The 22,073-nt window shown below is 60.9% G+C and carries 25 protein-coding genes and 1 pseudogene; 10 read left to right on the forward strand and 16 right to left on the reverse strand.

Annotated elements, in window-relative coordinates; translation table 11 throughout:
- Nucleotides 1-46 precede the first annotated feature (46 nt).
- The 9 genes from sucD to sdhC all read right to left on the reverse strand — a co-directional run bounded on the left by sucD (nucleotide 47) and on the right by sdhC (nucleotide 8,723).
- Nucleotides 47-952: a succinate--CoA ligase subunit alpha gene (sucD, locus tag FHX09_RS10200; RefSeq protein WP_007796987.1), complete on the reverse strand. Its 906-nt coding sequence runs from the start codon at nucleotides 950-952 to the stop codon at nucleotides 47-49.
- 19 nt (nucleotides 953-971) lie between these two features.
- Nucleotides 972-2,165, reverse strand: a complete 1,194-nt coding sequence (sucC, locus tag FHX09_RS10205; protein ID WP_007796991.1) for an ADP-forming succinate--CoA ligase subunit beta — start codon at nucleotides 2,163-2,165, stop codon at nucleotides 972-974.
- A 40-nt stretch (nucleotides 2,166-2,205) separates the two neighbouring features.
- On the reverse strand, nucleotides 2,206-3,168 hold the full coding sequence (gene mdh, locus FHX09_RS10210) for a malate dehydrogenase (protein WP_007796993.1): 963 nt from the start codon (nucleotides 3,166-3,168) through the stop codon (nucleotides 2,206-2,208).
- A 181-nt stretch (nucleotides 3,169-3,349) separates the two neighbouring features.
- Nucleotides 3,350-4,513, reverse strand: a complete 1,164-nt coding sequence (zapE, locus tag FHX09_RS10215) for a cell division protein ZapE (RefSeq protein WP_132588572.1) — start codon at nucleotides 4,511-4,513, stop codon at nucleotides 3,350-3,352.
- A gap of 48 nt (nucleotides 4,514-4,561) precedes the next feature.
- Entirely contained in the window at nucleotides 4,562-5,071 is a 510-nt protein-coding gene (locus FHX09_RS10220; protein ID WP_007796999.1) for a protease inhibitor Inh/omp19 family protein, read from the reverse strand.
- A 223-nt stretch (nucleotides 5,072-5,294) separates the two neighbouring features.
- Nucleotides 5,295-6,074 (reverse strand): succinate dehydrogenase iron-sulfur subunit, encoded by a 780-nt coding sequence (locus FHX09_RS10225; RefSeq protein WP_132588573.1) that lies wholly within the window; start codon nucleotides 6,072-6,074, stop codon nucleotides 5,295-5,297.
- A 12-nt stretch (nucleotides 6,075-6,086) separates the two neighbouring features.
- On the reverse strand, nucleotides 6,087-7,928 hold the full coding sequence (gene sdhA / locus FHX09_RS10230) for a succinate dehydrogenase flavoprotein subunit (protein ID WP_184449883.1): 1,842 nt from the start codon (nucleotides 7,926-7,928) through the stop codon (nucleotides 6,087-6,089).
- Nucleotides 7,929-7,935: 7 nt separating this feature from the next.
- Nucleotides 7,936-8,316: a succinate dehydrogenase, hydrophobic membrane anchor protein gene (gene sdhD, locus FHX09_RS10235; RefSeq protein WP_132588575.1), complete on the reverse strand. Its 381-nt coding sequence runs from the start codon at nucleotides 8,314-8,316 to the stop codon at nucleotides 7,936-7,938.
- An 11-nt stretch (nucleotides 8,317-8,327) separates the two neighbouring features.
- Complete coding sequence (gene sdhC / locus FHX09_RS10240; RefSeq protein ID WP_007794183.1) at nucleotides 8,328-8,723, reverse strand: succinate dehydrogenase, cytochrome b556 subunit; 396 nt, start codon at nucleotides 8,721-8,723, stop codon at nucleotides 8,328-8,330.
- A 312-nt stretch (nucleotides 8,724-9,035) separates the two neighbouring features.
- On the opposite strand from sdhC, the gene FHX09_RS10245 reads away from it, so the two are divergent.
- Nucleotides 9,036-9,584 carry a hypothetical protein gene (locus tag FHX09_RS10245; protein ID WP_183719675.1) on the forward strand — a complete coding sequence of 183 codons (549 nt, stop codon included), beginning with the start codon at nucleotides 9,036-9,038 and terminating at the stop codon, nucleotides 9,582-9,584.
- Here FHX09_RS10245 and FHX09_RS10250 read toward each other — a convergent pair.
- Genes FHX09_RS10250 through tsaD form a run of 5 tightly spaced genes read right to left on the reverse strand, consistent with a single transcriptional unit; the run spans nucleotide 9,574 to nucleotide 13,044 of the window.
- On the reverse strand, nucleotides 9,574-10,221 hold the full coding sequence (locus tag FHX09_RS10250; protein ID WP_132588577.1) for a methyltransferase: 648 nt from the start codon (nucleotides 10,219-10,221) through the stop codon (nucleotides 9,574-9,576). The two genes, FHX09_RS10245 and FHX09_RS10250, sit on opposite strands and share 11 nt — an antisense overlap.
- 7 nt (nucleotides 10,222-10,228) lie before the next feature.
- Complete coding sequence (locus tag FHX09_RS10255; protein WP_132588578.1) at nucleotides 10,229-10,660, reverse strand: EVE domain-containing protein; 432 nt, start codon at nucleotides 10,658-10,660, stop codon at nucleotides 10,229-10,231.
- A gap of 2 nt (nucleotides 10,661-10,662) precedes the next feature.
- Complete coding sequence (locus FHX09_RS10260) at nucleotides 10,663-10,956, reverse strand: YciI-like protein (protein ID WP_007794196.1); 294 nt, start codon at nucleotides 10,954-10,956, stop codon at nucleotides 10,663-10,665.
- Nucleotides 10,957-10,966: 10 nt separating this feature from the next.
- Nucleotides 10,967-11,950 carry an NAD(P)H-dependent glycerol-3-phosphate dehydrogenase gene (locus tag FHX09_RS10265; protein WP_007794197.1) on the reverse strand — a complete coding sequence of 328 codons (984 nt, stop codon included), beginning with the start codon at nucleotides 11,948-11,950 and terminating at the stop codon, nucleotides 10,967-10,969.
- A complete protein-coding gene (tsaD, locus tag FHX09_RS10270) occupies nucleotides 11,947-13,044 on the reverse strand; it encodes a tRNA (adenosine(37)-N6)-threonylcarbamoyltransferase complex transferase subunit TsaD (RefSeq protein ID WP_132588579.1) in 1,098 nt (365 codons plus the stop codon). Before tsaD ends, FHX09_RS10265 begins: the two co-directional genes overlap by 4 nt.
- A gap of 73 nt (nucleotides 13,045-13,117) precedes the next feature.
- Here tsaD and hemC point away from each other — a divergent pair, with 73 nt between their 5' ends.
- The 7 genes from hemC to FHX09_RS10305 all read left to right on the forward strand — a co-directional run bounded on the left by hemC (nucleotide 13,118) and on the right by FHX09_RS10305 (nucleotide 19,541).
- The gene (gene hemC, locus FHX09_RS10275) at nucleotides 13,118-14,047 is read left to right on the forward strand and encodes a hydroxymethylbilane synthase (protein ID WP_132588580.1); all 930 of its coding nucleotides are present in this window, start codon (nucleotides 13,118-13,120) and stop codon (nucleotides 14,045-14,047) included.
- Nucleotides 14,048-14,054: 7 nt separating this feature from the next.
- Entirely contained in the window at nucleotides 14,055-14,762 is a 708-nt protein-coding gene (locus FHX09_RS10280; RefSeq protein WP_132588581.1) for a uroporphyrinogen-III synthase, read from the forward strand.
- A gap of 88 nt (nucleotides 14,763-14,850) precedes the next feature.
- Nucleotides 14,851-16,071, forward strand: a complete 1,221-nt coding sequence (locus FHX09_RS10285) for a COG4223 family protein (protein ID WP_184449885.1) — start codon at nucleotides 14,851-14,853, stop codon at nucleotides 16,069-16,071.
- 3 nt (nucleotides 16,072-16,074) lie between these two features.
- Nucleotides 16,075-17,667: a heme biosynthesis protein HemY gene (locus FHX09_RS10290; RefSeq protein ID WP_184449887.1), complete on the forward strand. Its 1,593-nt coding sequence runs from the start codon at nucleotides 16,075-16,077 to the stop codon at nucleotides 17,665-17,667.
- Between the two features lie 15 nt (nucleotides 17,668-17,682).
- Entirely contained in the window at nucleotides 17,683-18,168 is a 486-nt protein-coding gene (locus FHX09_RS10295; protein ID WP_007794220.1) for a TerB family tellurite resistance protein, read from the forward strand.
- Entirely contained in the window at nucleotides 18,158-18,916 is a 759-nt protein-coding gene (locus FHX09_RS10300) for a glutamine amidotransferase (RefSeq protein WP_184449889.1), read from the forward strand. The genes FHX09_RS10295 and FHX09_RS10300 overlap by 11 nt, the downstream gene beginning before the upstream one ends.
- Nucleotides 18,917-19,055: 139 nt before the next feature.
- Nucleotides 19,056-19,541 (forward strand): RidA family protein, encoded by a 486-nt coding sequence (locus tag FHX09_RS10305; RefSeq protein WP_007794225.1) that lies wholly within the window; start codon nucleotides 19,056-19,058, stop codon nucleotides 19,539-19,541.
- Nucleotides 19,542-19,547: 6 nt separating this feature from the next.
- On the opposite strand, the gene FHX09_RS10310 is transcribed toward FHX09_RS10305, so the two are convergent.
- Nucleotides 19,548-20,795 carry an MFS transporter gene (locus FHX09_RS10310; RefSeq protein WP_184449890.1) on the reverse strand — a complete coding sequence of 416 codons (1,248 nt, stop codon included), beginning with the start codon at nucleotides 20,793-20,795 and terminating at the stop codon, nucleotides 19,548-19,550.
- A gap of 139 nt (nucleotides 20,796-20,934) precedes the next feature.
- Between FHX09_RS10310 and FHX09_RS10315 the strand changes: the two genes are divergently transcribed.
- Nucleotides 20,935-21,225: a YggT family protein gene (locus FHX09_RS10315; RefSeq protein ID WP_016556606.1), complete on the forward strand. Its 291-nt coding sequence runs from the start codon at nucleotides 20,935-20,937 to the stop codon at nucleotides 21,223-21,225.
- A pseudogene (locus tag FHX09_RS10320) lies at nucleotides 21,222-21,534 on the forward strand (DUF167 domain-containing protein). Before FHX09_RS10315 ends, FHX09_RS10320 begins: the two are co-directional and overlap by 4 nt.
- Here FHX09_RS10320 and ppa read toward each other — a convergent pair.
- A complete protein-coding gene (gene ppa / locus FHX09_RS10325) occupies nucleotides 21,535-22,071 on the reverse strand; it encodes an inorganic diphosphatase (protein ID WP_007794234.1) in 537 nt (178 codons plus the stop codon). It abuts the pseudogene before it with no gap.
- Between the last annotated feature and the right edge of the window lie 2 nt (nucleotides 22,072-22,073).

The raw sequence follows: 22,073 nt of genomic DNA on the forward strand, positions 1-22,073 counted from the left end.
AGATCCGGGCAGACAGTAAGAACCGCTGCCCGGGTTATAGATTGGATTAGCCCTTGAGGACTTCAACCAGCGTCTTACCGAGGCGAGCGGGGGACGGCGATACCTTGATCCCGGCCGATTCCATGGCCGCGATCTTCGATTCCGCATCGCCCTTGCCACCGGACACGACAGCACCGGCGTGGCCCATCGTACGGCCCTTGGGAGCCGTACGGCCAGCGATGAAACCCGCCATCGGCTTTTTGCGGCCCTTCTTGGCTTCGTCGATCAGGAACTGTGCCGCGTCTTCTTCAGCCGAGCCGCCGATTTCGCCGATCATGATGATCGACTGGGTGGCTTCGTCTGCGAGAAACATTTCCAGGACGTCGATGAACTCGGTGCCCTTGACCGGATCACCGCCGATGCCGACGGCCGTCGTCTGGCCGAGGCCTTCGTTCGAGGTCTGGAACACCGCTTCGTAGGTCAGCGTGCCCGAGCGGGAAACGATACCGACCGAACCCTTGCGGAAGATCGAGCCCGGCATGATGCCGATTTTGCATTCTTCCGGCGTCAGGATGCCCGGGCAGTTGGGCCCAAGCAGTCGCGACTTGGAGCGGTCGAGGCGAGCCTTGACGCGGACCATGTCCATAACAGGGATGCCTTCGGTGATGCAGGTGATGAACGGGATCTCGGCTTCGATCGCCTCGATGATCGCGTCGGCGGCGCCTGCCGGCGGAACGTAGATCACGGTCGCGTCGGCGCCGGTCTTTTCCTTGGCTTCGGCAACGGTCGCGAAGATCGGCAGCGAGGTGCCATCGACGCCCGACGACCACGATTCGCCGCCCTTTTTCGGATGAATACCGCCGACCATCTTGGTGCCGTAATAGGCGAGCGCCTGTTCGGTATGGAAGGTGCCGGTCTTGCCGGTCAGGCCCTGAACGAGAACCTTCGTGTCTTTGTTGACGAGAATAGACATTCTTTCCGGTCCTTCCAGATTAGGCTTTGATCGCCGCGACGATCTTCTTCGCCGCATCGTCAAGGTCGTCGGCTGCGGTGATCGCCAGGCCCGACTCGTTGAGGATCTTCTTGCCAAGCTCGACATTGGTGCCTTCGAGGCGCACGACGAGCGGAACCTTAAGACCGACTTCCTGAACAGCCGCGACAACGCCTTCGGCGATGACGTCACAGCGCATGATGCCGCCGAAGATGTTAACGAGGATGCCCTCGACCTTCGGGTCGGCGGTAATGATCTTGAAGGCCGCAGCGACCTTCTCCTTGCCGGCGCCACCGCCGACGTCGCAGAAGTTCGCCGGCTCCTTGCCATAGAGCTTGATGATGTCCATCGTCGCCATCGCAAGACCGGCGCCGTTGACCATGCAGCCGATATTGCCATCGAGGGCGACATAGGCGAGGTCCCACTTCGAGGCCTCGATTTCCTTGGCGTCTTCTTCGGTCTCGTCGCGCAGCGCCTTGACGTCGTCATGGCGGAACAGCGCATTGCCGTCGAACGACATCTTAGCGTCGAGAACGCGCAGGTGGCCGTCCTTCATGACGATCAGCGGGTTGACTTCAAGCAGAGCCATGTCCTTTTCGCCGAAAGCCTTGTAGAGCGCCGGGAACAGCGCCTTTGCGTCTTCGGCGGCAGCGCCGTCGAGCTGCAGCGCCTTGGAGATCGCAGCAACATCGGCAGCCGTGACACCGGCTTCCGGATCGATCGCAATCGTGTGGATCTTTTCAGGCGTGTCGTGAGCGACGGCCTCGATGTCCATGCCGCCTTCCGTCGAGACGACGAAGGCAACGCGGCCGACGGAGCGATCGACGAGCAGCGAGCAATAGAGCTCGCGAGCGATGTCGGCGCCGTCTTCGATGTAGAGGCGGTTGACCTGCTTGCCAGCTTCACCTGTCTGCGCCGTCACCAGCGTATTGCCGAGCATTTCCTTGGCGTGGGCAACGACTTCGTCGATCGACTTGGCGAGGCGAACGCCGCCCTTCGCGTCTGGGCCGAGTTCCTTGAACTTGCCCTTACCGCGGCCGCCGGCGTGAATCTGGCTCTTGACCACGTAAAGCGGGCCGGGGAGCGACTTGGCGGCAGCTTCGGCCTCCTCGACCTTGAGGATCGCCACACCTTGCGCGACCGGCGCGCCATAGCCCTTCAGCAGGGCCTTGGCCTGATATTCATGAATATTCATGGGTCTATTCCTGTTTGGATGACGTCAGCGCGTGGTCTGATTACTTGAGCGCAGGCGCGATGTTGATGCAGGCTTCGCATAGGCCGGCGACAGCGCCGACAGACTTGTCGAAGGCTTCCTTCTCGGCCTTGTTCAGGTCGATCTCGATGATGCGCTCGACGCCGCCGGCACCAATGACCGTGGGAACGCCGACATACATGTCCTTGACGCCGTACTGGCCGGTCAGCTGAGCCGCGCAAGGCAGGACGCGCTTCTTGTCCTTGAGGTAGGATTCAGCCATTTCGATCGCGGAAGCAGCCGGCGCGTAGTAGGCCGAGCCAGTCTTCAGCAGGCCGACGATTTCGGCTCCGCCATCGCGGGTGCGCTGGATGATTTCTTCCAGACGCTCCTTGGTGACCCAACCCATGGTGATAAGGTCGGTCAGCGGGATACCTGCGACCGTGGAGTAACGAGCGAGCGGCACCATGGTGTCGCCGTGGCCGCCGAGAACGAATGCCGTGACATCCTGGACGGAAACGTTGAATTCTTGGGAGAGGAACAGGCGGAAGCGCGAGCTGTCGAGCACGCCGGCCATGCCGACGACCTTGTTGGCAGGGAGGCCGGAGAACTTCTGCAGCGCCCAGACCATCGCGTCGAGCGGGTTGGTGATGCAGATAACGAAAGCGTTCGGGGCGTACTTCTTGATGCCGGCGCCGACCTGCTCCATGACCTTGAGGTTGATGCCGAGAAGATCGTCGCGGCTCATGCCCGGCTTGCGGGCGACGCCGGCGGTGACGATGCAGACGTCCGCGCCTTCGATCGCGGAGTAGTCGCTGGCGCCCGTCAGGTTGGCGTCGAAACCCTCGACCGGAGAGGACTGAGCAATGTCGAGGCCCTTACCCTGAGGAATACCGTCGGCGATATCGAAGAGAACGATGTCGCCCAGCTCCTTCAGGCCGGCGAGATGCGCCAGCGTGCCACCAATCATGCCAGAACCAATGAGTGCGATCTTGTTACGCGCCATTTCGCTGTTTCCTTTGCGATCAAAATTCGTCAGGCGACGCGCGGAGGGGGCATCGCCCAATGCCGCCATCGCATAGCCCCAAAGCCAAAAATTGGCAAACGATTATTTTTGAGCGAGGAATTTCAATCGTTTAGATCATAAAATTCTTACGTAAACGTAATATAAATTGTCACCAAAGCGTTTACTCGGCAGCCCGTCGCTCATGGTGCAATGCGAGATACTCGGCGCTGCGCATTTCGAAAAGACGCGAGACAGTGCGGTCGAACTCGAAGCCCTCGGTACCACGCGCTTGTGTCAACAAATTTTCAGGCATCGCTGCTGCGGAGACATAGAGCCGCACCGCATGATCGTAAAGCGTATCGACCAAGATGATGAAGCGCTTGATCTGATTCCGTTTGTCAGGCCCCAGCAATGGCACGTGTTCGAGGAAGATCGCATCGAAACGCTCTGTAATCGCGAGAAAGTCAGCCGGACCGAGCGGTTTTTCGCAAAGGTCGGCAAAGGAGAAGCGCGCGATGCGATCGACTGCAAGGGGAACGTGGATTGAGCGCCCTTTCATCGGAATTTCGAGCGGTTGCGCCTTTCGCCCATGCAGTGCCTGAGTCCAAGACGCTTCCATCGCCATGTCCGTGCGCTCGTCGATGGGCGTCAGGTAGACCGGCTGACTGTCGAGCTTCTCCATCCGGTAATCGGTCGGCGAGTCGAGGGTCACGATCTCGACATTCTGTTTCAGAAGGTCGACGAAGGGCAGGAACAGGCTTCGATTGAGGCCGTCCTTGTAAAGATTGTCGGGCTCGACATTCGAGGTCGCGACCAGCAGGCATCCGCGCCGGAAAAGTTCGGAGAAAAGCCGCGACAGAATCATCGCATCGGCAATGTCCGTCACGGTAAACTCATCAAAGCAAAGCAGTTCGGCTTCGTCATAGAGAGCAGCAGCGACGACCGGAATGGGATCGGCCTGCTTCGTTTCGCCCTGCTTCAGCTTCAGCCGGTGTACCGCAATGCGGTGGTGCACGTCGGTCATGAATTCATGGAAATGCGCGCGCCGCTTCTTCGCGCAGGGCGCCATCCCGAAAAACATATCCATCAGCATCGTCTTGCCGCGGCCGACGCTGCCGTGAATGTAGAGCCCCTTGACCGATTCCGACGGCTTCTTCTTGTTGGCGAACAACCAGCCGAGAGCGCTTGCCTTTGCCGCCGGCCGCCTCTGCTTCAGCGCCGACAGAACCCGGTCCAGACATTTCGCCACATGCATCTGGGCTGAATCGATTTGAAGCGCGCCCGAAGCCGTCAGCGACTTCAACTGTTCGCTGACGCTCAGGGAATAGTCTGGCATGGGTTGCATAAAGGAGGTCCGCCTATGCAGGATCGGCGGCCTTCGCCGCCTGATCTTTTAACGGCTGAGGCTGATCGGCTGGCCGGTATTGGTCTGGCCGCTAAAGGCGTTGTCGGCAGTCTTGTAGACGCTGCCTATCTGATTGCCGCTGCGGTCCTTCAGGATGACCTGCTTGCCCGTGACTTCCCAGGAGCCCATCGCCGTCAGTTCGCCGACGCAGCCGCGCGTACCGCCGCGCGAGCCGCTGCCAAGATTGGTCAGCGTCAGGAACATGTCGCAGGACCCGTTGACGCGCCAGCTGCCGACCATCGATTCCTTGGTGACATCCATCGCATTCGCGGCCATCGCACCGGGCTGGCCGCCGGCGACAGGCGCCGTGGTCGTCGGAGCGGCAGGGAACTGGGAAGAGCCGGAAGGCGGCGGAAGCTGCCCGCCCTGAACCGAAGGAACCGGCTGCGCCGTGAGCGGCGCCGGGGCAGAATAGCTTGCATCATTGTAAGCGGTGCGCTGGCAGCCAGCTAACGACAGAATAACCACGAGACCTGTCGCCATATGTCTGAACTGCATCATGATACTCCTGATTTTTCCAGTATTGTCCTGAAGTTGCCGCGCAATCACGGCGGAATTATCTTGAAAGGCTGCATTGAATCAAGCCAGCGCGAGGAGAAATTGTGTCGATGTGGGAGCAACGCCGTAAACCCGAGACAAATTTGGCGCAATCCCGGGCAAATCAAGGCTGCGTGATCGGATAAAGAAAAGGGCCGCATCTGCGGCCCTCTTGCTGGATCGATCAGACGCGGCGCTCGACCATCATCTTCTTGATTTCGGCGATCGCCTTTGCCGGGTTCAGACCCTTCGGGCAGGTCTGCGCACAGTTCATGATGGTATGGCAGCGATAGAGGCGGAACGGATCCTCGAGATTGTCGAGGCGCTCGCCAGTCGCCTCGTCTCGCGAGTCGATCAGCCAACGGTAGGCCTGCAAGAGAACAGCCGGGCCGAGGTAACGGTCGCCGTTCCACCAGTAGCTCGGACAGGAGGTCGAGCAGCAGGCACACAGGATGCACTCGTAGAGACCGTCGAGCTTCTGGCGATCCTCGTGGCTCTGCTTCCACTCCTTGGCCGGCGTCGGTGAAACCGTCTTCAGCCACGGCTCGATCGAGCGATGCTGGGCATAGAAGTTGCTCAAGTCGGGAACCAGGTCCTTGACGACAGGCAAATGCGGCAGCGGATAGATCTTCACCGTGCCCTTGATGTCGTCGAGGCCCTTGGTGCAGGCCAGCGTATTGGTGCCATCGATGTTCATCGCGCAGGAACCGCAAATGCCCTCACGACAGGAACGGCGCAGCGTCAGCGTCGGGTCGATCTTGTTCTTGATATAGAGCAGACCGTCGAGCACCATCGGGCCGCAATCGTCGACATCGATGTAGAAAGTGTCGATCGACGGGTTCTGACCGTCATCCGGGCTCCAGCGGTAGACGCGGAATTCGCGGGTGTTCTTCGCACCCGCCGGCTTCGGCCACACCTTGCCTTCGCGCATCTGGGAGTTCTTGGGAAGAGCGAGTTCAACCATGTCCAGTTCCTCTTAGTACACGCGAGCCTTGGGCGCGATCTTCTTGGGATCGATGCCCTCTGCGATGAGCTCGGTGTGAACCGGGCGGTAGTCGAGCTTGACGTCGCCGGCGTCGTTGACCCAGGCGAGCGTATGCTTGCGCCAGTTGACGTCGTCGCGGCCGGCAAATGCGCCTTCGGTGTAGTCCTCTCGCGCATGCGAGCCGCGGCTTTCCTTGCGCGCCTCGGCGCCGTAGATGGTGGTGATGGCATTGGCCATCAGGTTCTGTAGCTCGAGCGTTTCCACGAGGTCTGAGTTCCAGATCATCGAACGGTCAGTGACCTTGATGTCTCGCATTTCCTGCCAGATGGCCGAGATGCGCTTGCAGCCCGATTCCAGCGATTCCTGCGTGCGGAACACGGCAGCGTCTTCCTGCATGGCGCGCTGCATCTTCTCGCGCAGCACAGCCGTCGGCGTGCTGCCGCTGGCGTGACGCAGGCCGTCGAAGCGATCCATGATCTTGTCGCAGGCAGCGACGTTGAGGTGCGGGATTGGGGCCGCACGGTCGATCACCTCGCCGGCGCGGATCGCGGCAGCGCGGCCGAAGACCACGAGGTCGATCAGCGAATTGGAGCCGAGGCGGTTGGCCCCATGCACGGAGGCACAGCCGGCTTCACCGACGGCCATCAGGCCGGGGATGATGCGTTCCGGATTTGAGCTGTCGGCATTCAGCACTTCGCCCCAATAATTGGTCGGAATGCCGCCCATGTTGTAGTGGACCGTCGGCAGGACCGGGATCGGCTCGCGCGTCACGTCGACGCCGGCAAATATCTTGGCGCTCTCGGAAATTCCCGGCAGGCGTTCATGCAGAACGGCCGGATCGAGATGGTCGAGATGCAGGAAGATGTGGTCCTTGGCCTTGCCGACGCCGCGGCCTTCGCGGATTTCCAGCGTCATGCAACGCGAAACAACGTCGCGCGAGGCAAGGTCCTTGGCCGAAGGCGCATAGCGCTCCATGAAGCGTTCGCCCTCGGAATTGACGAGGTAACCGCCTTCGCCGCGCGCGCCTTCGGTGATGAGACAGCCCGAACCATAGATGCCGGTCGGGTGGAACTGCACGAATTCCATGTCCTGCAAGGGCAGGCCGGCGCGTGCCACCATGCCGCCGCCGTCACCGGTGCAGGTGTGGGCAGACGTTGCCGAGAAATAGGCGCGGCCGTAGCCGCCGGTCGCCAGCACCACCATCTTGGCAGCGAAACGATGGATCGTGCCATCGTCAAGACACCAGGCAACGACGCCGGTGCACCGGCTGCCGTCTTCCGACATGATCAAGTCGAGCGCGAAATACTCGATGAAGAACTCGGCATTGTTGCGCAGCGACTGGCCGTATAGCGTGTGCAGGATGGCATGGCCGGTACGGTCGGCAACGGCACAGGTGCGCTGTACCGGCGGGCCTTCGCCGAAGTTCTGCATGTGGCCACCGAACGGGCGCTGGTAAATCTTGCCTTCCTCGTTGCGCGAGAAGGGCACGCCGTAATGTTCGAGTTCATAGACCGCCTTCGGCGCTTCCATGGTGAGATACTGCATGGCGTCGACGTCGCCGAGCCAGTCGGAGCCCTTGACGGTGTCGTAGAGGTGCCACTGCCAGCTGTCCGGCGTCATGTTCTGCAGCGAGGCGGCGATGCCGCCCTGGGCCGCGACCGTGTGCGAGCGGGTCGGGAAAACCTTGGTGATGCAGGCGGTGCGGAAACCCTGTTCGGCCATGCCGAGCGTGGCGCGAAGCCCGGCGCCACCGGCGCCGACGACGATCACATCGTATGAGTGATCGACGTACTTGTAGGCCTTCCCATTCTGAACGGGTGAAGTCGGTGCCATGATACGGTTATCCTACGAATGCAATTTTCAAAATGGCGAAGAGACAGAGCCCCGCCATCAGGATCGAAAAGAAGGTGTTCAGCATCAGCAGGCCGATCTTGGCGAATTCGCCATGTACGTAATCCTCGATGATCACCTGCATACCGAGCCGCATATGAATGGTGCCCGAGACGACCATCAGACCCATGACGACTGCAACAAGCGGGTTCGACAAGGCGCGAACCACGTCTGCGTAAGGCGCGCCTGCGTGAACGATCATGAAAATGATGAAGAAGAGGAAGAGCGGCACATTGGCAACCGCCGTGACGCGCTGGCGCCAGAAATGATCGGTTCCTTCCTTGGCCGAGCCAAGGCCGCGAACCTTGCCGAGGGGGGTGCGCATATCCATGAGAACAACCTTCAGAAGCGAATGAGGAAGCCGATCACCCAGACCAGCACGGTCAGACAGAGCGATATGACGATCGAAGCCTGAGCCATCTTGGTCGAGACTTCCTTATCGAAGCCGTAGCCGAGATCCCAGACGAAGTGACGCAAGCCGCCGACCATGTGGTGCAGCAGTGCCCAGGTATAGCCGAGCAACACGAGCTTGCCGACGATGCTGCCGAGTATCCAGTTGACCCAATCATAATAGGCCTGGCCGGTTGCAGCTCCGATCAGCCACCAGGCGACCAGCAGCGTGCCGACATAAAGTGCGCCACCAGTAATACGGTGGACGATCGACATAACCATAGTGGGGATTGGTTTATAAATTTGCAAATGCGGCGACAGGGGCCGGTTATTTGTGACATTCGCCATCAGAACCTCGCGGCGTCTTCTCTGCGCTCCCGGATTTCGGAGCATTCAAGGCAACCACACGAATGACAAATTTGTTTGTGTGCGTCGCATCAATGGCGACGTTTAATCACGGAAGCCCCTAACGACAAGTATAATTGCACCCCCAATTTAATTTAATCGATTTGCGTCTCTGGGTGGCGCGAACTGTGCTTGACGGCCCGGCCGGTGCTCGACGCAAGCGGCATGCCGCGACGTCTTCTGGACAACCGACGACTTTTGGCGCATTTTGCTGTTAACGCTTTGTTAACCATTTCATTTTCGGAGATCCGCGTGATGCTGAAGACTATCTCCACGCTCGTTTCACTTGTCGCCGCTGCTTTGATCGCGCTACCGACCTCGGCGGGCGATTTCGGCAAGAATTCGTTCTCTCGCCACGGTGGTAAGGGATTCGTCAGGCATCATGCACCCACCATCGTCGGCCGACCCTTTCGTGGATGGAACGATGGACGCATCCGTTTCTCAGATGGATACGGCCAGTTCGGCTATCGCCACGGCCGAACGCCTCTGATCAAGCGCGCTTCATGGCCGAATGGTGGCTACAATGGTTATCGCGGCTATGGCGGAGGTTATGGCGGCTACGGTGGACGCAACGTCATCGTCCTTGTTGCGCCACAGCTGGGCGGCGGAAACGCAAGCGGCACCTATGCCGGATCGTCCTACGTGTATGACAACGACGGCGGAACTTATGCGGTCGGCAGCGGCTACGGCCTTCCAGCACCAACGCAAACCACGACCCTTGCACCAATGGCCAAGGTCATCAACGTCACGGCGAAAAGCAGCAGCTGCTCTTACGAGGCAGGCGTCTGCGTTATCAGGCCGTGAAACGCCAGACAGTTGTTTTCTTCACCTCGCTATCCTCAAGCGCTCGCGTAACCGGCACCTGATAGACTGCGCAGAATTTTAGGCGGTCCTTGGGAAGATAGCTGCGACCCGGATCGCCGACGAGGACCGTAATGCCTTGGCGGCTGAGAGCTTCGAACCACGGAACGATCGCGGTGGCAAAGCCGCTGTCATAGAAGACATCACCGGCGAGCAGAATGTCGGCCTCGACCTGGCCGCCAATCAGATCAGCAGCAGTGAAATCGACCTCGACCGCGTTCAGGCCGGCGTTCAGCCGCACAGCGGTTTCGGTCCACGGATCGATGTCGGCGGCAACGACCTTGGCAGCTCCCGCCATCTTTGCGGCAATCGCCACCAGGCCGGAACCTGTGGCGAAGTCGAGAACGCGCTTGCCGGCAACGATATCAGGATGGTCGAGTATGTAGCGCGCCAGCCCCTGACCACCCGCCCAGGCGAACGCCCAGAAGGGCGGCGGCAGACCGATTTCCGCAAGCTCCTCTTCCGTCTTCAGCCACAACTCATGCGCCTCGTCTGCCAGATGCAGTCGAATTTCCGGCACATGCGGCGGCGTCATCGGGCTGGTATTGGCGCGGATGAAGATCTCGGGATCGGTTCTCAAAGGCGGCTCAACGCGGCGGATTGTCGAGACCACCCAGCCGGCAGATCTCCAGATACTCCTCATCCGTCACCGGCTGGACCGAAAGCCGCATGGAGGTGACGAGCGACATCTTGGCGAACTTCTCGTTGGCCTTGATGTCTTTGAGCGAGACCGGCTTGGGGATGTCGCAAACAGCGCGAATATCCACGCAATCCCAGCGGTCGTCACCTTTTGCCGTCGAGTCCGGATGAGACAGAGCGCAGACTTCGACGATACCGACGATCTCGAGACCTTCGTTGGAGTGATAGAAGAAGCCCTTGTCACCCAGCTGCATCGCCCGCATGTTGTTGCGGGCGAGATAGTTGCGGACACCGGTCCATTCGGTGCCCTTCTCGCCGGCCGCCTTTTGCTGCTGCCAAGACCAGGAAGCAGGTTCGGATTTGTAAAGCCAGTGCGCCACGCTCATGCCTCCGGATTATTGAAGACCCAGTTGAAGGGCTTGATGTCGACGCTCTCGAAAAGTCCGGCCTTTGCGTAGGGATCGCTGTCCGCCAGGGCCTTGGCCGCTTCGATCGTGTCGGCATGAATGATAACGAGGCTGCCGCAGGGCTTGCCCTCGCCATCGAGAAACGGTCCAGCCATCTTCAAAACGCCTTCAGCATTGAGCTTGTTGAGATGTTCCACGTGGGCGGGCCGTGCCTCCATGCGGACATTGAGGTGATCGGGCTTATCCTTGCAGAGGAGAGCAAAAAGCATATCGGAACTCCTATTCAGTCGTAATCGGACGCGTCATGAGCTGATCGATGGCTTCGGCGATGCCGAGCTTGCCTTCGATGATAGCGGAAACGGCATCGGTGATCGGCATGCTGACATTCAGCGACTGCGCCAGACGCGATGCAACAGCGGCCGCAAAGGCGCCTTCAACGAGCTCGCCGTGGGCGGGATCGACTGTCTCGCCGCGGCCGAGCGCAATCCCGAAGCGTAGATTACGCGATTGATGGCTGGTCGCCGTCAGCACCAGATCGCCGAGGCCGGACAACCCGCGCACCGTATCCGCCTGCCCGCCTTTTGCAACGACGAAACGGGACATTTCGGCAAGCCCGCGTGCAATCAGTGCCGCGCGCGCCGAGTCGCCAATGCCGGCTCCCTCGACGATACCGCATGCGATCGCCAGGACGTTTTTCAGTGCTCCGCCGAGCTGCACGCCGATCCGGTCAGACGATGCATAAAGCCGGAACGTCCGCCCGGAAATGGCGTGGGCCAGCCTTTCGGCGACGTCCATATCCGCCGCAGCAATTGCCATGGCCGTTGGCAATCCCTTCGCGATATCGGCCGCAAAGCCGGGTCCGGATAGGACAGCAATCGCGTGACCCGGTATTTCGCGCTCCAGCATGTCAGTCAGCAGATTGCCTGTTGCCCTCTCAATGCCCTTGGCACAGGTGACAACGATGGCATCGCTTGCGAGATAGGGCCGGTACTGTCTCGCCGCATCCGCCTGCGCCTGTGAAGGCATCGCGAAGAGCACCATGTCGGCATCGCCGATCGCATCTGGTTCGGCGGAAAAGGCAAGGGACTCCGGCAACGCGATGCCCGGCAAGACCGCATCGTGCAAACGTTCGGCCTTCAGGTCCGCGATCAATTCAGGATCCCGACCGACGAGTGTCACCGCGTTGCGTTCCGTCAAGGCGATCACCGCGGCAAGTGCGGTTCCAAAAGCACCGGCTCCGATGACGGCAATCTTCTCGCTCATGCTTTCGCTCCCCGCTTGCCGAAGCCAAGCAATGTCTCGGCGTTGGAATCCAGCGGCCAGCGCGAGCGCGGCTGCACATCGAGGTCATCCGGTTCGACGCCTGTCGCCATCCGCTCCAGGCCAGCCCAGGCAATCATCACGGCGTTATCGGTGCACAGCCGCAGCGGCGGCGCGACGAAACGAAAGCCATGCTTGCCGCAAAGCGACTGCAGGGTACTGCGAACCTCCAGATTGGCAGCGACCCCGCCAGCAACCACGAGGGCCGGCCCGCCGTCGACATTTGGGAACTCAGCCTTGAAGCGTTCCAACCCACGGCCGATGCGATCCTTCAGCGTCCGTGAGATCGCCTTCTGGAATGAGGCGCAGATGTCGGCGACATCCTGCTCCGTCAACGGCGCGATTTCTGTCGCCGCCTGGCGCACCGCCGTCTTCAGACCGGAAAACGAGAAATTGAGCTTGGCCTCTCCCACCAAAGGTCGCGGAAAATTGAAGCGATCCGGGTTACCGCTCTTGGCCGCGCGCTCGACTGCCGGACCGCCGGGATAAGGCAGGCTCAGCAGTTTCGCCGTCTTGTCGAAGGCTTCGCCGAGCGCGTCGTCGATCGTCGTACCCCAGCGTTCATATTGCCCGACACCGCGGACAAGAATAAGCTGGGTATGGCCGCCCGAAACGAGCAGCATCAGATAAGGAAAGGCGAGCCCGTCCGTCAGCCGCGCCGTCAATGCATGCCCCTCGAGATGGTTGACGGCATAGAGCGGTTTTCCGGATGCTTTGGCGATCGCCTTTCCGGTCATGAGGCCGACGAGCAGACCGCCGATGAGGCCAGGCCCCGAGGTTGCCGCGATGGCATCGATATCCGAGAGCGACACATTGGCACGTTTCAAGGCTTCGTCGATCAGCGTATCCAGGGCTTCGACATGGGCGCGCGCGGCGATCTCCGGCACGACGCCGCCATAGGCGCTGTGCTCCTCGAGTTGGCTCAAGACGACGTCCGAACGCACCGTCGGCTGCCCGTCAAGAGCTCGCTCGACCACTGCCGCCGCGGTTTCGTCGCAGCTTGTTTCGATGCCGAGGATGCGTAGAAAGGGCGCCATGAAACCTGATCGTTGATTGCGATGGGTCTTAAACCTGTTTACGAGGAACTCCGGTAACAACGGATCAATGCGGATGCAAACAAAACCTTTCCGGATCGGCACTCGAGGCAGCCCGCTGGCGCTCGCCCAAGCTCGCGAAGCGCGTGACAGGCTGATGGCGGCGCACGGGTTGCCGGAAGAGATGTTCGAAATCGTCGTGCTGAGCACCAAGGGCGATCGCATCACCGACCGCTCGCTGGCCGAGATCGGCGGCAAGGGCCTGTTCACGGAAGAGCTGGAGCAGCAGCTTGCGAGCGGCGACCTCGACATAGCCGTGCATTCCGCCAAGGACATGCCGACGCGGCTTCCCGAAGGGCTCTGTCTTTCCGCCTACTTGCCCCGCGAAGATGTCCGAGACGCGGTGATCGGACGCACAGCGCCGAAACTGATCGACCTACCCCACGGCGCGACCGTCGGCTCTTCGTCGCTTCGCCGACAGGCGTTGATCCGTCGCCTGCGCCCCGACATCAACGTTATTACCTTTCGTGGACTTGTCGATACACGGTTGAGAAAGCTGCAGGAGGGCCAGGTCGATGCGACGCTGCTTGCGCTCGCCGGATTGAAGCGCCTCGGCAAGGTCGACGTGATAACAGATATCCTCGCCGTGGAAACCTTTCCGCCCGCGCCGGCACAGGGCGCGATCTGCATCGAAAGCCGGATCGGCAACGCCCGCATCGATGACCTGCTTGCACCCATCAATGATGCGGCAACCTTCGATGCGGTTTCCTGCGAAAGAGCGTTTCTCACCGCCTTGGACGGCTCGTGCCGCACGCCGATCGGCGGCTATGCCATCTGTGAAGGCGATCAAGTCCGCTTCTCCGGCTTGATCATCACGCCGGACGGTCGCAATCAGCACGCCGTCAGCGTCGATGGCCACCGGCGCGATGCTGCTGCATTGGGCACGCGTGCCGGGCAGGAAATCCGCGCACGCGCCGGCAGCAGCTTCTTCGACGACTGGAGTTGACGTCCCGATGCGCGTGCTCGTGACCCGTCCCCAGTATTCGGGCGAGCGCACCGCCAAGCGTCTTCGCGAGCTGGGACACGAACCGATATCGCTGCCGCTGTCGCAGCCGGTTCACTACGTTGATACAGCGGTACGTGGCCTCGAGACGACCGAAGGCAGCATTGCAATCACCAGTGCTGAAGCGATCAGGGCGCTCGCTTGGCGAAGCGCTGAGTTCGCCGTTCACCTCGCACGCCCCGTCTTTGCGGTCGGGAAGGCAACCGCCGAAGAAGCACGCGCGTTCGGCTTCGTCTCCGTCACCGCATCCAGCGGCAACGGCCACGAACTTGCGCAGACGATTGCGGAGAGAGCTGGTGGCCCCGTTCTGTATCTGACCGGCCTGCCAAGAGCCGAGACCTTCGAGAAGCGAGCGCGCGAAATCGGCCTGGAGATCACTGTCGCCGAATGTTACCGGATGGAGCCGACACGGATCGCACCGCAGACGCTGGAAACGATCTTTGCACACCAACGGCCGGATGCGATCCTCTTCTACTCGCGTCAGACAGCCGAAAACTTCTTCGGCATGGTCGCGGCGCACATGAGCCCCGATGCGCTAGATGGGACGCGCCTTCTCTGCCTCAGCAAGTCCGTTGCGGAGGCAGTGCCGATGCCACTGCAGGGCGCCGTGAGCATCGCGACGATGCCGGAGGAGCGCAGCCTTTTGTCGCTCCTTTGAACGCTTAGATGCCCAAATTTCATCTAACCTCTTTCCTTGACTGGCATCACTGATTAGTTTCGTTGCGATGCATTAAGATGAGGATCTCATGGCACCAGGAAATCCGCCTCGCCACTCGAAGAGCACCGAAGAGCCGGTCACTATCGATCTGGACACGCAGGAATTTGCTTCTGCCAAGGATGCCGAAACGAAGGCCGAGGAGCCGGCCGATGAACCGGACGCGAGCCCCTCAGATGAACCCGCAGCGCAGGCCGAAACGCCCAATGAGCCGCCGCCTCATGAAGCGCCAACAGCTGCTGAGCCCGTGGCTAATGAGCCGGTTCCTCCGGCGCCGCCTGCCTCGCAGCGGGGCAGCACGTCGTCCTTGGTCGCCGCCGGTATTGTTGGTGGTCTAATAGCATTGGTCGGCGCCGGGGCCATTCAATATGCCGGCTACCTGCCCAGCCCGTCCGCTCCCGCTGTACCATCTGCCGATGTCACCAATCTCTCCGCCGAAATCGACGGGCTGAAGCAATCGGTCGCCAATCTCACCGCTGCCCCCTCCACATCAGATAACAGTGCGCTGGAGCAGCGCATTGCGGCGTTGGAAGCGACCGCCAAAAACCCGACCGCTGCTGCCACCGACACGCCGGCAGTCGATGCGCTCAATCAGAAAATTGTCGACTTGACCGGCCAGATTGACCAGTTGCGTGGCGCCGTCACTCAGGCCTCGGAACAAAAAACCTCCGACAGCGCCGAAATGGAGCAACGTCTGGCTGAAGCGGAAAAGAAGCTCAATGAACCGCGGCAGGATGTCGCCGTCGCCAAGGCGATCGCGGCCGCGGCGCTGAAGGCGGCGATCGATCGCGGCGGGCCGTTCGTTGCCGAACTCGACACGTTTGCCGGCGTCTCCCCTGATGATCCCGCTACCACAGATCTGCGCAATTTCGCGGAGACCGGCGTTCCCTCGCGTGCCGAGCTGGTCCGCCAGGTACCGGACGTCGCAACGGCTATCGTCGATTCCGTTAATCAGACCGACTCCAACCAGAGTTGGTCCGACCGATTGATGGCGAGTGCCAAATCGTTGGTGAAGGTTCGTCCCGTCGGCAATGTCGAGGGCGAGAGCGTAGAGGCGATCGCCGCACGCATGGAGGACAAGGTGAAGAACGGCGACCTGCAGGGCGCCGCATCCGAATGGGCCAATCTGCCGGCTCAGGCGAAACAGGCATCCGCCGCCTTCAAACAATCGCTTGAAGCGCGCATCCGTGTCGAGGATCTGGTGGGCAGCGCCTTGTCCAAGGCCGTTTCCAACGCCGGCAAGGAGGGCTGAGGCATGGTCAGGCTCGTCATATTTGCCCTCCTCGTCCTGGCACTCGGCTACGGATTTTCCTGGCTGGCCGATCGCCCCGGCGATCTTTCGCTGATCTGGGAAGGACAGCTCTACCAGACCCGGCTTATCGTTGCGGCAAGCGCCCTGATCGCACTCATTGCGGCCGTGATGGTCCTGTGGTGGTTGCTGCGAACGCTGTGGATGTCGCCCTATTCCGTCACCCGCTACTTTCGTGCCCGCAAGCGTGATCGCGGCTATCAGGCACTATCAACAGGCCTGATCGCAGCGGGTGCCGGCAATGCGGTGATGGCGCGCAAGATGGTCGCACGCTCCCGCGGTCTGATTCGCGCCGATCAGGAGCCGCTGATCGCTCTCCTCGAGGCACAGGCAGCGCTGATCGAGGGTCGCCACGACGAAGCCCGGGCCAAATTCGAAGCGATGACCAACGATCCCGAGACCCGCGAACTCGGGCTGCGCGGACTGTATCTGGAAGCCAAGCGGCTCGGCGCCAGTGAGGCAGCGCGCCAGTATGCGGAGAAGGCTGCCGACAACGCGCCCTACTTGCCTTGGGCTGCCCAGGCAACGCTCGAGTATCGCAGCCAGGCAGGCCGCTGGGATGATGCGATGCGGTTGCTGGAGCAGCAAAAGGCAGGCCGCGTCATCGAAAGGGCCGAGGCTGACCGGCTTCGCGCCGTGCTGTTGACCGCCCGCGCCACCGAAAAACTAGAAAACGATCCAGCGGGCGCGCGCGACGACGCCACGCATGCGCTCAAGCTCGCCACCGACTTCGAGCCTGCCGCAATTATCGCCGCGAAGGCGCTGTTCCGCGAAGACAAGCTGCGCAAGGCGGCGTCCATCCTCGAGCAGGCGTGGAAGTCCGCGCCGCACCCCGACATCGGCCGCACCTATGTTCGCGCCCGCAGCGGCGACTCTGCCGCTGACCGCCTGAAGCGCGCCGAGCGCCTGGAGGGGATGCGGCCAAACAACGTCGAATCCTTGCTTCTCGTGGCGCAGACCGCTCTCGACACCCAGGACTTTGCAAAAGCCCGCGCCAAGGCGGAAGCCGCTGCCCGTATCGAGCCACGCGAAGCCGCCTTCCTGCTGCTCGCGGATATCGAGGAGGCTGAAACCGGCGATCAGGGTCGTATTCGCCATTGGCTTGCGCAGGCCCTCAAGGCGCCGCGCGATCCGGCGTGGGTGGCGGATGGCTTCGTTTCCGACAAATGGCTACCACTCTCACCCGTCACGGGTCGACTGGATGCCTTTGTCTGGAAGGCGCCTTTCGACCATGTGGACAAAGCGGTCGATGAAAGCACGACGATCTCCATCGACAGCGCGCTGAAAACGCTGCCGCCCGTGCGCGAAGCTCGCTCCGAAAGCCCGGCCAGCGATCACCGTATCATCGAACTCGAGCGGGCTGCCACGATAGCCGAGGCGGCGCGTCCATCTCCGAAACCGCCGGCGCCAAGCAAGCAGGCGGCAGAAGCTGCAACTTCACCCGAACCGCGCCCCTTCTTTGGTGGCCTGCCGGACGATCCCGGCGTTCGCAATCCAGCGGCGGAGCCAGAACCCAAGACACGGCTTCGCCTTTTCTAGACAAACAGGACCTAAATGTTCGAACGCTTCCAGGAATTCTTTCAGAATCTGACTTCCGACAATGCAAAGAAAGGCTTCGCCCCCGATGATCCGCGCATCGCTGTGGCCGCGCTCTGCATGCAGGTCATGGAGGCCGACGGTCAGGTCAAGGACAGTGAGACGAAGCGACTTCGCAAGCTGCTGAAAGATCAGTATGGGCTAGACCGCAAGCAGCTCGATGCGCTGATGGCCGCCGGTCAGGAGGCAGAGAGCGATGCCGTCGACTACTACCGCTTCACCTCGGATCTCAAGCGCCACCTCAACACGGAACAGCGGCTCGAACTAATCGGAGTCCTCTGGGACATCGTCTATGCCGATGGCGAGCGCAGCGAGATGGAGGATGACGCGATCTGGCGGATCGCCGAACTTCTCGGCGTTTCCGCGCGTGAGCGGATCCAGAAGCGGCAGGAGGCAGCACGACGGGTCACGGATACCGAGGTGGTACAGGACGATGCCGACTGACCGTTTACCCGAGCACATCCAACCTCCGGTTCTGATTGTTCTGCATCAGGAGCGCTCGAGCCCTGGCCGGGTTGGTCAGCTGCTGGTCGAGAAGGGGTATCGGCTCGATATCCGGCGCCCGGCTCTCGGCGACAAGCTTCCCTCCACGCTTGCCGAGCACGCAGGAGCCGTTGTCTTCGGTGGACCAATGAGCGCCAACGATACGGATGATTTCGTCAAGACGGAGATCAACTGGCTCGATGTGCCGCTGAGGGAGAAGCGCCCGCTGCTCGGCATCTGCCTTGGCGCACAGATGCTGGTCAGGCAACTCGGCGGCAAGGTTCAGGCGAACGCTGATGGCTCCACCGAGATCGGTTGGTATCCGCTACGCCCCACCGAGAAGGGCCGACTGCTGATGCACTGGCCGAGGATGGTTTATCACTTTCACCGCGAAGGCTTTGACCTGCCGCACGGCGCGGAGCTGCTGGCGGAGGGAGATACCTATCCCAATCAGGCCTTTCGCTACGGCGGCCATGCCTGGGGTCTGCAGTTCCACGCAGAGCTGACGCGCGCGATGATGCACCGCTGGGTGGTTCACGGCGCCCATCGCTTCATTCTTCCGAACGCACAGCAGGGTCGTGAACATCTGGAAGGACGAATGCTCTTCGACGCGCCGCTGAAAGCATGGCTGAACGAGTTCCTTGACATCGTTTTCAAAGGCAAGGCGGCCAAGTCCGTCGCGATATCCAAGGCCGCCCTTCCCGCTTAGCAGCGTGCGCCCCGCACCGCGTCGTGCTAGAATCCACTCTGGCGATATTCACCAGCAAGAATGCGTTCCGATCCCGGATCAGATCTTGGAAATCTCCGTGCCCGAGCAATGACCAGCAAGCTATCTCCGGAGGAATTCCATGGCTAACTACGAGCAGAGACTTGCCGCGATGGGATTGGTTCTACCACAGCCCCTGAAACTGCCTTCCAACATGGTCCTTCCGTTTCCGTGGGTGAACGTGCGCGGCAATCGCGCGTTCGTCTCAGGCCATGGTCCGCAGAATACCGATGGTACGCCCGCCGGTCCGTTCGGAGCCGTTGGCGAAAACATCTCCATTGAAGAGGCGAAGGCATCCGCTCGGAAAGTAGCTCTTTCGATGTTGGGCAGCCTGAAGCGGGAGTTGGGCAGCCTTGATCGCATTTCCGGCTGGTGCCGCGTGTTCGGTATGGTGAATTGCGCGCCGCGCTTTGCCAATCCGCCCGCGGTAATCAATGGCTTCACCGAGCTGATCATCGAGGTGTTCGGACCGGAGGTGGGCAGTCACTCCCGATCCGCGATCGGCGTTGCCGGCCTGCCGCTAAACTTTCCGGTCGAAATCGAAGCAGAGCTCATCGTCTCGACCTGAAGGCCGTCACACTTGCCCTCGCCGCTCCGGCGCATCAAGCGTGTCGATCTTGCGCAGCTTCGAAAAGCTCGTTGCCCAAATTGCCGCCACGGCAAGTGTTCCAACGCCACCGATCACAACGGCGGGGACGGCGCCGAAAATCGAAGCCATTGTGCCTGCTCGGAATTCGCCGAGTTCGTTGGAGGCACCCACGAAGACCATGTTGACGGCATTGACCCGGCCGCGCAGTTCGTCCGGCGTCCAGAGCGCAATCAGGCTCTCCCGCACGTAGACGGAAATCATATCGGCCGCACCCATGATGGCCAGCGCTGCGATCGACAGTTCCGTACTGGTCGAAAACCCGAAGACGACAGTGCCGATGCCGAACAGGGCGACGCCGATGAACATGGCAATGCCGGCACTGTGCCTCAGCGGATAGGCAGCGAGAAAAATCGCCATTGCGATCGCGCCAACCCCGGGCGCCGAGCGCAGGAGGCCAAGCCCCCAGGGGCCGAGTGTCAGGATATCGCGCGCGAAAATCGGCATCAGTGCCGTCGCGCCGCCGAGCAGCACCGCAAAGAGGTCGAGCGATATGGCGCCGAGCACGACTTTTTCGGCGCGAATGAAGCGGAAGCCACCGAGGATCATATCCCAGCTCTTGGCTTCGCCAGTCGTCTTCTGCGGCGGTTTGGGGATCATATAGAGCAGCGCTGCGCCAAGGGCAGCGAAGACGACAGCGACGGTGTAAGCCGTATGAGGGCTGATGCCATAGAGGAGCCCGCCGAAAACCGGCCCCGTGATCGCCGCCAGTTGCCACGAAGACGAATTCCAGGCGATGGCATTCGACAGATCCTGCGCCGGCACAAGGTTCGGGGCCAGCGATTGCACTGCCGGCGACATGAAGGCGCGCTCGATGCCGAAAACCAGCAGAACGGCAAACACAGGCAACGGCGAGAACGTGCCGGTTATCGTCATCAAAAGCAGCGCCAGCGTACACATCGCGCTGACGAGCGAGCAGATGGCGGCGATCGCACGTCGATTGTGTCGGTCAGCGACGGATCCGGTGACAAGAATCAGGACCAGCGACGGCAGAAATTGCACGAGGCCGATCAGGCCGAGATAGATCGCGCTGCCGGTCTGGTCATACATCTGCCAGCCGACGGCGACACTGACGATCTGCTGCGAAAAAGACAACAGAAACCGTGCGAAGAAGAACCGGGTGTAGGACGAATGCCGGAACGCGGCAAAACGATCTCCGGTTGGCGAAAAGGACATGAAGGCTTTCCAAGACAACAGGCCAGACGCCAACGCGCGACGCCGCTGTTAAACATGATTTACAATGCGTTTCGAGACAGCACTTGCTCGTTTAGTCGCCAATGTCTACATGTCTGTCAACAACGAACTGGAGACGGCAATGCTTGCGCTTTTTCAAACCATTGATTTGGCGTTGAATCTCTACACTTGGGTGCTGATCGCCAGCGCTATCTTTTCCTGGCTGTATGCGTTCAACGTGATCAACTCTAGCAACCAGTTCGTCAATTCGGTCGGCATGTTCCTCTACAACGTGACCGAACCGCTGCTGCGACCGATCCGCCGCGTGCTGCCGAACCTCGGCGGCATCGACATCTCGCCGATCATCCTGCTGCTGATCATCTTCTTCGTGCGTTCGCTGATGTGGAATTCGATCTTCCCGCTGGTGGCATGAGCCAGCCATGGGCTGCGTTCACCGAACATCTCTCTCGCAGTTCGTCTGAGCCCCAATGGCGGACGCGACGCAATTGACGGTGTGGAAATAGACGCCGAAGGCAAGTCCCACCTCAAAGTCAGAGTGACGGCCGTTCCCGAGAAGGGCAAGGCGAACAAGGCATTGGTCGCGCTGGTGGCCAAGTCGCTTGGTGTCGCAAAGTCATCCGTCAGGATCGCCTCCGGCGATACGTCGCGCAAAAAAATCCTCCGGATCGATGGCGACCCGGAGGATTTGATCAGGAAATCGAGTGCTCTCGTGGAGAGTTGATTACGCCTTTTCCTTCTTAGCGCGTTCGATCGCCTCGAGGATCAGCGCGCCGGCTTCCTTGGAATCACCCCAGCCGAAGATCTTCACCCACTTGCCGGGCTCGAGATCCTTGTAGTGCTCGAAAAAGTGCTCGATCTGCTTCAGCGTGATCTCCGGAAGGTCGGTAAAGTCCTTTACCTTCTCGTAGCGCAGCGTCAGCTTCGGCGACGGCACGGCGATGATCTTCTCATCCTTGCCGGAATTGTCCTCCATCTTCAGAACGCCGATCGGGCGCACGTTGATGACGCAGCCCGGAACAAGCGGACGCGTGCTGGCGATCAGGACGTCGATCGGATCGCCGTCTTCAGAAAGTGTGTGCGGCACGAAGCCGTAATTGCCCGGATAGGTCATCGGCGTATAGAGGAAGCGATCGACAACGAGCGTACCGGCTTCCTTGTCCATCTCGTATTTGATCGGGTGGCCGCCGACGGGCACCTCAACGATTACGTTGACATCTTCCGGCGGGTTCTTGCCGATGGAAATCGCGTCGATGCGCATAG

This window comes from Rhizobium sp. BK538 (assembly GCF_014197575.1).
Classification (GTDB): Bacteria; Pseudomonadota; Alphaproteobacteria; order Rhizobiales; family Rhizobiaceae; genus Rhizobium.